The 11,948-nt window shown below is 65.7% G+C and carries 4 protein-coding genes; 2 read left to right on the plus strand and 2 right to left on the minus strand.

All coding sequences use genetic code 11. The annotated features are described in order from the left end of the window. Positions 1-121: 121 nt before the first annotated feature. Positions 122-3,589: a hybrid sensor histidine kinase/response regulator gene (locus CHC02_RS29480; RefSeq protein WP_089394906.1), complete on the minus strand. Its 3,468-nt coding sequence runs from the start codon at positions 3,587-3,589 to the stop codon at positions 122-124. Between the two features lie 96 nt (positions 3,590-3,685). Next, entirely contained in the window at positions 3,686-6,988 is a 3,303-nt protein-coding gene (locus CHC02_RS29485) for a hybrid sensor histidine kinase/response regulator (protein ID WP_089394907.1), read from the minus strand. A gap of 316 nt (positions 6,989-7,304) precedes the next feature. Between CHC02_RS29485 and CHC02_RS29490 the strand changes: the two genes are divergently transcribed. Together CHC02_RS29490 and CHC02_RS29495 are read left to right on the plus strand one after the other, a co-directional pair. Continuing rightward, entirely contained in the window at positions 7,305-7,964 is a 660-nt protein-coding gene (locus CHC02_RS29490; protein WP_089394908.1) for a response regulator, read from the plus strand. Between the two features lie 385 nt (positions 7,965-8,349). Further along, the coding region (locus CHC02_RS29495) for an Ig-like domain-containing protein (RefSeq protein WP_141137708.1) at positions 8,350-11,948 on the plus strand (3,599 nt) is incomplete at its 3' end.

The raw sequence follows: 11,948 nt of genomic DNA on the forward strand, positions 1-11,948 counted from the left end.
GACATCCAGGTCTCGCAGGTGTAACCCGAGCCACAGGGGGCGCTCGACAGGGATGAAGAGCGCCCCACCCTCATCCACCGCTGGAAACCCGGGAGGACAGGACGCCTCCCGGCTCCCGCCTTCATCGCTGAACGAGCATCTGCCTGAGCGCCGAGCCCAGCCGCCGGACCTCTTCAGCCACTCGCTCCCCCGGGCCGGCCATCGCCAGCTCGACCAGCCTGTCGATAGCCTCGCCGGCGTCGCCGGGCGCCTGCAGTACGGTGGATTCCAGGTTGTCGCAGAATGCTGCAATGGAGCCTGCCGCGCCTTCGCACCCCAGCCTTCTGACCTGCTCGTCCACTTCGGCCGCCTGTTGTGAAAGCTGTTCCATCTGGAAGACGCCCAGCGCCCCCCGCAGCGAATGCAGCTCCCTGAGCACGGCCTCGGTGTCATGCCTGCGCACTGCCTGCTGGATCGCCTCATGGGATTGCGCACTTGCCTTTTCGAATTCGCGTCGTACGTCCGCTGGCAACGCCATGCCGCCCAGCCAGCCGCGCTTCGCCGGCCTCCCGGGAGGCCGATCCGTTGCCGGACTCGGAGCGCCGGACCTGTCGTCCGCATCCGTACCGCAGGTTTCCCGCAGGGCCCTTGCCAGGGCCTCAAGGGAAAGAGGCTTGGTCAGGACCTGCGCCACGCCCGCGGCCTTGCAACGTTCCCGTTCCTGAAGCGTGACATTCGCGGTGGCGACCACTACCGGCATCTGCGGCCGCAGTTCACCCGCCTGCCTGGCCAAGGCGTAGCCATCCAGGCCGGGCATGGACAGATCGGTCAGCAGCAGATCGAACGACGTCCGTTGCAGCTGGCCCAGGGCCTGCTCGCCGTCTTCCACCAGGTGCGCATCGCAGCCGAGCAGTTGCAGTTGCTCCTCGAACAGGCGCCGATTCACCGGATTGTCTTCCGCCACCAGGACCCGCAATCGCTTGGGCAGCTCCCATTGCGGCGCTGCGCGGGTCGGCAACGGCTGGCCATGCAACGCATGCCGGAGCGCACCCGCCAGGCCCTTCAGCCCATGCACCGAAGCGCTCAGCACCCGCCCCGCAGCCGTCGGCTCGCCAGGGCCCTCGGCACTGCAGTCGATCACCCAGGCCGCCTGCTCCACGAGGCGGTTCTCGTCCGCCGCGCACCAGGTCATGCGGTCCCCCCAGAGCACCAGCGCGTCGGCCAGGGTCAGCGCCTGCTCGTCCAGTTGCACCGGGTGCTGGTAGCCGCCCACCTGTAGCCCCCAGGCGCGCAGAACCCTTTCCAGGTAAGCGCGCTGCTCCGGCATCGCGGCCAGCAGCGCAACACGCTCCCCATCGAATGCCGGTAGCTCGGCTGGAGCGAGCCCGGGCTCCAGCGGCAGCCCGAAGCGGAACAGGCTGCCCTGCCCCGCTTCGCTGTGTACCGACAATTCTCCCCCCATGGCCTGGGTCAGCCGCTGGCACAGGGTCAGGCCCAGCCCGGTGCCGCCATAGCGCCGGTTGATGGACTCGTCGGCCTGGCTGAACGGATGGAAAATCCGTTGCCGCTGCATTTCGGACATGCCGATGCCCGAGTCTTCGACCTCCAGCACCACTCGCGATGCCGCGGTGTCCACGCGAATCCGCAGGGTCACATGGCCATGCTCGGTGAACTTGATGGCATTGGACAGGAGGTTGTTCAGCACCTGCCCCACGCGAGTCGGATCCCCCAGCATCGGCTGGGTGGCGGTATCGCCCAGCTCGCCGTAAAGCGACAGGCCCTTGGCCCGTGCCACTGGCGCAAAGATCGAGAGGCTGCGCGAGGCCACGTCGAACAGGTCGAACTCGATGCGCTCCAGGCGCAGTTCGCCCGCCTCGATCTTCGAGAAATCCAGCACGTCGCTGACGATCGCCAGCAGGCTGTCCGAGGCGCGGCGAATGGTGTCGAGGCGGTCCCGCTGGAAATCCAGCGCCGAGTGGGCCAGCAGCTCCAGGTTGCCGAGGATGGCGTTGAGCGGCGTGCGGATCTCATGGCTCATCGCCGCCAGGAACGATGACTTCGCCGCATTGGCCTTGTCGGCGGCATCCCGAGCCTCCAGCAGGAAGCGTTCCAGGCGCTTCTTGTCGGTGATATCGATGAACGCGGCGACCAGCGCGTCCCGTTCCTGGTATCGGACAGGCGCCATGCTGGCGGAAAGGTTCAGCACCTCGCCGTCGAGCGCGGTGAAGGTCAGGTCCTCGTGCAGCGGCTCCGGCCCGGTGCCGGGCAATGCCGCGGCGACGCGCTGGCGGTATCGACGGGCGAGCTCATCCGGAAGATCACCCTCCCGGCCGCTTATGCGCCCCTGCATCGCTTGCATCGCAGGGCTGCGCAACAAGACCTCGCCGCTCTCCACAACGAGTAGCGCGAGCCCGAGCGGCGCCGTCTGGATCAGGGTACGGCTGAGCTGCTCGTTCTCGAACACCCGCTGCGATTGGCTGACCGCGGGCGCCAATACGCGGCGCTTGATCAGGAACAGGAACACCCAGGTGATCAGGATGATGGCGAGGGCCGCGAAGACCGGCACCAGCAACTGCAGGCCCAGCCCATCGACGACATCGCGCCACCCCAGGGCGTACACGAGTGTCCAGCCACTCTGGCCGAGCGACCAGCCATACAGGACCTGGCCTCCTTTGAAATCGCGCCGGTGGCTGCGCCCGAGCCCGTTATCCAGGACCTCTTGCGAAATCGCCGGCAATTCGGCGCGCGGAAAGCCCCGGGAGCTGATCACCAGCCGGCCGGCGTCATCGAGGATCAGGTAGTCGGCGCTTGCGCCGAGCCCGGAGAACTGCTGCTTGACGCTGTCCACCGGGAGTTCGTACACCACGTTGCCGAACGCCTTGCCCGTCGCATCATGAACCGGCGCGGCGATCCGCAGGACCTGCTTGCCGGTCAGCGGGCTCTCGTAGGGTTCGAACCAGCGAAGCTCCGCCCCCGGCTGCGGTGCGCTGGTCTTCGGCGAGTCCCCGCTCCGATCCAGCCCGGCGGTGAGCCGCTCCATCAGGGCGCCTCGTTCGGACGCGAGGCGGCGCTGCCAGGCATCGCCCGGCCATGGCAGCGCCGAGATCAGGACATGGCGCTTGTCGGTGCTGTAGAGGTAGATGCTGTGCGCGGCCGTGGCCCGCTCCCGGGTGATCGACACCAGTGGCGACAAGCGATACGCCAGTTGCAGATAGGGCCAGGCATCCTCCGGCGCGCTTTCCGTGGAGGCGCCCAACACCAGGAGCGGATGGGCATCGGCGCTGGCCTGCACGCGAAGCGCATGGCCGCCGAGCCGGAATGCCCTCGGCAAGTGCGTATCCACGGGATCGGTGGCCCTGAGGGCCAGTTCGATGCTCTGCACATTGTTGCGCACATTCGCGCTGACGCGGGTCTTGAAATCCCCCAGCTGACGGGCATCGAGCGAGATTTCGTCCTGCACCTGGTCCAGGTGGCCGCGCGTGACGGCCCATATTTCCAGCAGGCAGGTGATCAGCACCGCCAGGGTGATCAGCAGGCCACCGCCCCCGACAAGCAGATACTGGTGGTGGCGCAGCCGCCGGAGCACATCATCCTGAGAGGGGGTCGCCATGGAAGGGGTCCGCAATTCGTGGCGATTGGATCAATCGCTCTCCCCAAACACCATAGCTGGAATAATCACCGCCTCCTGTCTTGGGGCGCTTCTCCCTCAGGAAAGGGTATCGTGCCGGTGCTGCGCAAACTCATGCTCCAGCTCTTCCAGAATGGCTTCGAGGCGCACGCCAGGGGGCGATTCACCGGCCTTGAGTCGTGCCTCGACGTCGGCGATCCGGCGGGAAAACCCGGGGTACCGGTACACCCCCAGTGCCCCCTTCAACGCATGCAGCTCGTGCAGGAGCGGAGCCTGGTCGCCCTCCTCCAGCGCCTGGCGAATCCTCGCGAACGAGTCGATGCAGAATTGCCTGAAGGTGCGCAGCATATCGGCAGGCAGATCCCGCCCGCCGAGCAGTCCGTCGTCAGCCGGGGCATCGGCTGCCGGCGTGTCCTCCGCCACGCCACACACCTCGCGCAGCGCCCTTTCCAGCACGGCCAGGGAAAGCGGCTTGGTCACGACCCTGGCAATGCCCACGGCGCGGCAGCGTTCCTGCTCCAGCGGCGTGACGTGGGCGGTGGCCGCCACCACCGGCAAGGAAGGCCAGCGTTCCCGGGCCTGCCTGGCGAGTGCGTAGCCGTCCAGCACCGGCATGGACAGGTCGGTCAGCAGCACGTCGAACGACGCCCGCTCCAGGCAGTCGAGCGCCTGCCGGCCATCCTCCACCGTCCTCACCCGGCAGCCCAACAACTGCAATTGCTCCTCGAAGAGACGGCGGTTCACCGGGTTGTCTTCGGCCACCAGCACGCTCAGCTTGCCGGGCAACGTCGGGCGCGACGCCCCGCGCTGCGGCAGGCGCTCGCCCTGCAGGATGAAGCGCAAGGCCCGTGCCAGCCCCTGTGGGCCGCAAGTGGAGGTATTCAGGACGCGGCCGAACACCTGGGGGTCGACGGGCCCATCGGCACTGCAATCGATGACCCAGTCCGCCGCCTCCACCAGGTGGTTCTCGTCGTCGACATGCCAGGTCACGCGGCTCCCCCAGATCACCAGGATGGAGGCGGCGGCAAAGGCTTCGTCACCGAGCTGTGCGGGGTGCTGGAAGGTTTCCGCCCTCAACCCCCAGCTACGCAGCAGCCCGCCCAGGTACGCCCGGCAGGCGGGGTGCTCGGCCAGGACCAGAACGGGCTGGGCGCCGAAGTCCGGGTGATCCGCCACCGCAACGGGGCTGCCCAGCGCAATGGAAAAGCCGAAGCAGCTGCCCTGCCCCGGCGCGCTGCGCACCGACATCTCCCCGCCCATGGCCTCCACCAGCCGTTGGCACAAGGTCAGCCCCAGGCCGGTCCCGCCGTAGCGCCGGTTGATGGTGGCATCCGTCTGGCTGAAGGCACGAAATGCCTGCTGCACCTGGGCCTGGGACATGCCGATGCCGGTGTCCTCGACCTCGAACTGCAACTGCCCGGCGACGTCCGCCGCCATGCGCAACGTCACCTGCCCCTGTTCGGTGAACTTGATGGCGTTCGACAGCAGGTTGTTGAGCACCTGCCCAAGACGCGTCGGGTCGCCCAGCATGGGCTGGGTCGCCGCATTCCCCAGTTCGCCGAGCAATGCCAGGCCTTTCGACCTGGCGACCGGGGTGAATATCGCCAGGGCGCCGCAAGCCACTTCCAGGGCGTCGAACTCGATGTGCTCCAGGCCGAGTTCGCCTGCCTCGATCTTGGAAAAATCGAGGACGTCGCTGACGATGGCCATCAGGCTGTCCGAAGAGCGGCGGATCGTTTCCAGACGGTCGCGCTGGGAGTCCTCGGCAGACAGGGCCAGCAGTTCCAGGTTGCCGAGGATTGCATTCAGCGGCGTGCGAATCTCATGGCTCATCGCCGCCAGGAACGAAGACTTCGCCGCGTTGGCCTTGTCGGCGGCATCCCGAGCCTCCAGCAGGTGCTGCTCCAGGCGCTTCTTCTCGGTTATGTCGATGAAGGCGACCACCAGGGCATCGCGCGCCCTGTAGCGCACAGGCGCCATGTTGACCGCCAGGCTCACCGTCGGCCCCTCATGGGTGTCGAAGCTCAGGTCCAGTTGCACCAGGGATGCCCTGCCGCGCTGGAAATGCCCCAGAAGCACTGCCGGAAGGCTCTGGCCGCCAAGGCGGACCCGCGCCTGCAACTGCGTCATCGCCGCGCTCTGCAGCAATGGCTCGCCATTGCTGGCATCCAGCAGCCCCAACCCGACCGGGGCGGTCTCGATCAGCGTGCGGCTGAGCTGTTCGCTCTCGAAGACCTGCAGCGAGCGGTTGATCAGGGGGCGGAAGATGCGCAGCTTGAAGTAGAGCAGGCAGCTCCAGATGAGCACCACGACGCCCAGAGCCATCAAGGCCTCCAGCATCACCGGCCAGCCCATCACAGTGACGAAGTCTCGCCAGGAATAGCGGAACACCAGCAACCAGCCCGTGTCGCCGAGGGTTTCCGCCATGGACAGCACGCCCCCCTCGAAGCGCTCCACGCGCCCGCGCTCGGCCTGCCGCAATAACGCCTTGCGGCTCGCCTCGGCGAAATCATCGACCCGGGAATGCTCGGACTCGGTGGCGTTGATGACCTCCGCGCGTTCCGAGAGGATCAGGTAGGCGCCCCGCGCCTCGCCCGGCATGAACGATTCCGACAGCCGGGGCAGGGAGTACTCCATCACCAGGGCCGCGAAGGGCGCGCCCCGGTCCAGGATGGGGCCGGCGATCCGTAGCACCCTTTGCCCGGTATAGGGGTTGGTGTAGGGCGGCAGCCAGTGAAGCGGCTTTTCCCCGGCGCGCGCCGCCTTCGATACGGGCCAGAAAATGCGCTGATCCACATCCCGCGTGAGCAGGCGCATGAAGCGATCGCGGTCACCGGCGATACGCTCGCGAACCTCGTGATCGGGGGCGGGGATGATGCCGGCTATGTTGTGCCGCAAGCTGTAGAAGTAACTGGACGACAGTTCCCCCCGCACCAACCGGTCCACCGAGGTCGCTCGCCCCACCTGCAGGGCCAGGCTGAAGAATCGTCCCAGGTCCTCTTCGGCGACCCAGTCGTTGCCGGTGCCGAACACCCATTGGGGGCGAAGCGCCAGAGAGGACACCAGCAGCAACTGGCGCCCCTGGGCACGGTAGCGACGGGCGTGGACAACGTCGAAAGGCAGGCCGTCCCGCCAGATGATCTCGGCCCCCAGCAAGGCGGTCCGAAAGGAGTCCTCGCGTGCATCGATCTCCTTGAGCAGCACTGCCTGCTCGGCGTTGAAGGCCTGGCGCAGGGACTCAAGATGTCCGAGCACAGCCGTTCGCGCCTCGACGATGAACATCAGCAGGACCATCAGCGTCGCGAGCGTACCGCCGCCGAATACCAGCAAGCGCTGATAGCGCCGGAAACGGCTGAGGGTCTGAAGCTGGGGAGTGGACACGGGGCGCTTACGGACCGCCCGGCGGCCCGCCTCATGAAAAAACGCCGATTATGCGGCGGGGTGCGCGGCGGGAAAGTCGTTCGGCATCGATAACGGACTTGTACGATCGATCAGTGCCTGCAATGGGGACTGGTACGACCCGCGCGCAGTGCGGTCGGCAACTTTCGATCCCGGCCGATCGATTCGGTCGTCCACAATCTACCCATGCCGATCAGCCAATCGCCGCCAGCCGGGTTGTTCCTGCAAAGATCGATTCCCCGGCGTTCGGCCTTGGGCTAGATTGACTGCACGAGTCATTACCGACGGTAGGCGCCCCATGAAGATTCGACTCTTGCTCGCAGATGACCACCCCGCCCTGCTTTCCGGCCTCAAGCACGAACTCAGCGCCATCCCGACCCTCGAAATCCTTGGCACAGCCGCCGACTCCGGCGCACTGGTCGAAATGCTGCAGAGCAATACCTGCGACGTCCTGGTCACCGACTACGTGATGCCCGGCGGGCAGTATGGGGACGGCATGGGGTTGCTGTCGTACCTGAGGCGAACCCACCCGCAGATGAAGATCGTGGTCTTCACCACGATGGAAAACCCCGCCTTGACCCAGGAAATGGCCAAGCTCGGGGTCAATGCCCTGCTGGGCAAGACCCAACACACCAACCAGCTGATTTCGGCGATCCATGCCGTCTACGCGGGTTCGAACTACTTCCCCACCGAGGACGTCACGCTCGGGCGGTCCGGGATCACCCAGAACCCCGCGTCGAACCTGGCGCTGACCAAGCGCGAGTTCGAAGTGGTGCGCCTGTACGTTTCCGGCCTGTCGATCAACGAGATCGCCGAGCAACTGCACCGCACCAAGCAGACCATCAGTTCGCAGAAGGCCAGCGCCATGCGCAAGCTGGGCATCAGCCGCGACGCCGAGCTTTTCCGTTTCGCTTTCGAATCCGGCATGGCCTCGTCCCCTGCCCCCACGCAGCAATGATCCAGGCCGGCCAGGCGCGAACGCAGTTTCCGCCCCGGGCCGGCCGCGACGCCAACGACTCCCCCGCCCTGCCGGTGCCTCATTCCGAGAGGCCGCCTTCCCCCTGCGCGCCACTTTAGTACCCGACCACCGATAGCCCGGCTCAATTCAGACCCCGTCAGAAAGATTGAATATTTCTGCGCCGGTTAAATATGCAGCCAAGGAAGGGGTGTACCTGGAATGTCTCCGGCGGCACCACACCTTGCAGCTCGAAATCACCGTACTCATCAGTCGAATCGCTTCGAGCCGGTCATCCATGCGCAGAGCATCACCTTCCCGGGAACCGTGAAGTCTTGAAGTGAGTGCGCACTGTCGAAAGCTCAAAGTAAATTGGGAAAAACGCTATATGGCAACGCAGACAACTCAACTCTTGCTAGTGGACGGCAAGGAAGTACGGCAGGAGTTGCCTTTGCTCAAGGGCAGCAAGGGCACCCCCCAAAAGATCAAGGCCATACCCGATGGCAAGTTCATCCTGGCCGACAAGGTCACGGGGCTTGCGCCGGAAAACATCACCGTTCGCCGGGTAGGCAAGAACCTGCACGTTTTCCTGGAAGGTGAGCCGTTCGAGCAGCCCACGGTCATCATCGAGGACTTCTTCGAGTACAACTGCGAACTCGTCGGCATGGCCGAGGGTGGCGAGTACTACGCCTACGTATCCTCCAACGGTGACGACGACTTCGCCGGTGCCCTCGCCCTGCAGGATGGCGAGACCTCGGCACTGGTCCTGGGCGGCGACATGGCCGCAGGCGACGTGGATCGCACGGCGTTCGGCCTCCTGCCCTGGATCGTCGGCGGCGCCCTGGGCGCCGGCGCCGGCGTGGGCGCCATCAACAGCAACAGGAGCAGCAGCAAGCCCTCCCCCGCCCCTGCGGAACCGGCGCCGGAGCCCATCGCGCCCGCCCCGGCCCTGAAGCATGCTCTGGATAACGAAGGCTCCATCCAGGGTGTGATCCTGCCTGGCAGCAAGACCGACGACACCACCCCCGCCTTCGCCGGTACCGGTCAGGCTCCCGGCAACACCATCAGCATCTACGACAACGGCAGGAAGATCGGCGAAACCACAGTCGCCCAGGATGGCTCCTGGTCGTTCACGCCGAGCGAGCCGCTGGCCGAGGGCGAGCACAGCATCACCTTCGTCGAGCATGGCGCCGACGGCCGCGACAGCGAGGTTTCGAAGCCCTTCGAGTTCACCGTCGACACCACCGCCCCGGCAGCATCGCCCATCGGCGGCGTTCTCGATGACGTGGGCGTCAAGACCGGCCCGCTGAAGCCCGGCGACAGCACCGACGACCAACACCCCACGCTTTCCGGCAAGACGGAAGGCAACGCCGTGGTCGAAATCTACGACAACGGCAAGAAAATCGGCGAAACCCGCGCCGACGCCAACGGCAACTGGTCCTTCACGCCCAGCGCCCCGCTGCAAGAGGGTGAGCACAGCCTCACCACTCGCGTCATCGACGAGGCCGGCAACCTTTCCAAGCCTTCCGACGCCTGGGACCTGGTGATCGACATCACCGCCCGCGACAAGCCGATAAACGGCGGCGAAGGTCCTGGCCTGGGCGAGATCATCGACAACCACGGCGATATCCAGGGCCCGATCGAGCAGGGCGGCGTCACCGACGACAACACCCCGACCCTCAAGGGCGAGGGCAACCCGGGCGACACCATCATCATCCTCGACAACGGCAAGAAGATCGGCGAAGTCGAAGTTGGCGACGACCGCACCTGGGAATTCACCCCGGGCGACCTGGGCGATGGCGACCACAGCATCACCGTGATCATCCAGGACCCGGCCGGCAACCAGTCCGAACCCTCCGATGAGTGGGTCATCACCGTCGATACCCAGGCGCCCGACGCCCCGCTGATCGGCAGCGTGTTCGACGATGTCGGCACCAAGACCGGCGAGCTGGCCTCCGGCGACGTCACCGACGACCAGCAACCCACCTTCTCCGGTACCGCGGAGAAGGACGCCATCGTCGTCATCTACGACAACGGCGTGGAAATCGATCGAGTGGTCGCTGAAAACGGTGTCTGGACCTTCACGCCCACCAAGCCCCTCGCCAGTGGCGAGCATGCGATCACCGTGCAGGCTATCGACGCGGCCGGCAACAAGTCCGCGTATTCCCCGGCGTTCGAATTCGTGCTGATGGCGCCCAACGCGCCCGTCCCTCCGGCCATCAACTCGGTCATCGACAACGTCGGCAGCATCCAGGGTTCGCTGCAGAAGAACGATGTTACCGATGATGCACGTCCCACGCTGAACGGCACCGCCGCTCCGAACGTCATCATTTCCGTCTACAGCAACGGCGTCCTGCTGGCTCCCACCACCACCACCACGAACGAGCGGGGCGAATGGTCCTTCACGCCGGAGCAGGACCTGCCCGAGGGGTTGAACAACCTGACCGTCACTGCAACCGACCTGGCAGGCAATGTGATTCCGGGCTCGGAAACCGGGACCTATCCCCTGGTGATCGACACCGTTCGACCGGACACCGTCAAATCCAGTGTGCTGGAAGACAATGTCGGCGCCATCCAGGGGCCGATCGTCAACGGCGACACCACCGACGACGCGATGCCGACCTTCAGGGGCGAGTCCGATGAACCCTACGCCACCGTCGTCATCTACGACAATGGCGTGGAAATCGGTCGCAAGGAGGCCGACAAGGACGGCAACTGGGACTTTACCCCGAACCCTGCGCTGGCCGATGGCGAGCACAGCCTGAGCGTCCAGCTCATCGATCGCGCGGGCAACATCGGGGATCGTAGCGAGCCGATCAGCTTCGTCGTCGATACCCGCGCGGTCGAGGTATCCATCGATGCGATTCACGACAATCAGGGCCCCATACAAGGACCGATCACCAAAGGCGGCGTTACCGATGACGACACCCCGCAGCTGAGCGGTCGTGCCACCCCCAATGCGATCGTGGTGATCTACGACAACGGCGTGGAAATCGATCGAGTGGTCGCTGAAAACGGCGTCTGGACCTTCACCTCGCCGCAACTGGAGGAAGGCGACCATGCATTCAGCGTATCGGTCATCACCGAAGCGGCCGGTGAAAGCCCGCGCAGCCCGGAGTTCAACTTCCGCGTCGACCTGACCGCACCGCCCAAGCCGGGACCTGACGGTCACGGTCTCAAGGAAGTGTTCGATGACGTGGGCTCCGTCCAGGGCCCGATCGAGAATGGCGGTTTCACCGATGACACCACTCCGACCTTCAACGGCAGCGGAGAGCCGGGCGATACCATCCATATCTACGACAACGGCGTTCCGCTGGATAGCGTCACGGTCCATCCGGATGGTACCTGGAGCTACACGCCTCCGCCGCTGAGCGAAGGCGAGCACGCCATCACGATCGTGATCGAAGACCAGGCCGGCAACCGCTCCGAACCCTCCGACGAGTGGGTCATCACCATCGATACCCAGGCGCCCGAGGCCCCGGTGATCGACAGCGTGTACGACAACGTCGGCGTCAAGACCGGCAAACTGACCTCCGGCGATGCCACCGACGACCAGCAGCCGACCCTGTCCGGCACGGCCGAAATCGGTTCGACCGTCATCGTCTACGCCGACGGCGTGGAAGTCGGCCGCCAGGTCGTTGAAGACGGCACCTGGTCCATCACCATCGACGAACTGGCCGAAGGCGCGCACAGCCTCACCGTGCAAGCCATCGACAAGGCCGGCAACGTCTCCGAGCCGTCCGATGCCTTCGAACTGGTGATCGACATCACCGCCCGCGACAAGCCGATAAACGGCGGCGAAGGTCCTGGCCTGGGCGAGATCATCGACAACCACGGCGATATCCAGGGCCCGATCGAACAGGGCGGCGTCACCGACGACAACACCCCGACCCTCAAGGGCGAAGGCAAGCCGGGCGACACCATCATCATTTTCGATAACGGCGAGAAGCTCGAGGAAATCGAAATTGGCGAGGATGGCACTTGGGA

Source organism: Pseudomonas delhiensis (assembly GCF_900187975.1).
Classification (GTDB): domain Bacteria; phylum Pseudomonadota; class Gammaproteobacteria; order Pseudomonadales; family Pseudomonadaceae; genus Pseudomonas; species Pseudomonas delhiensis.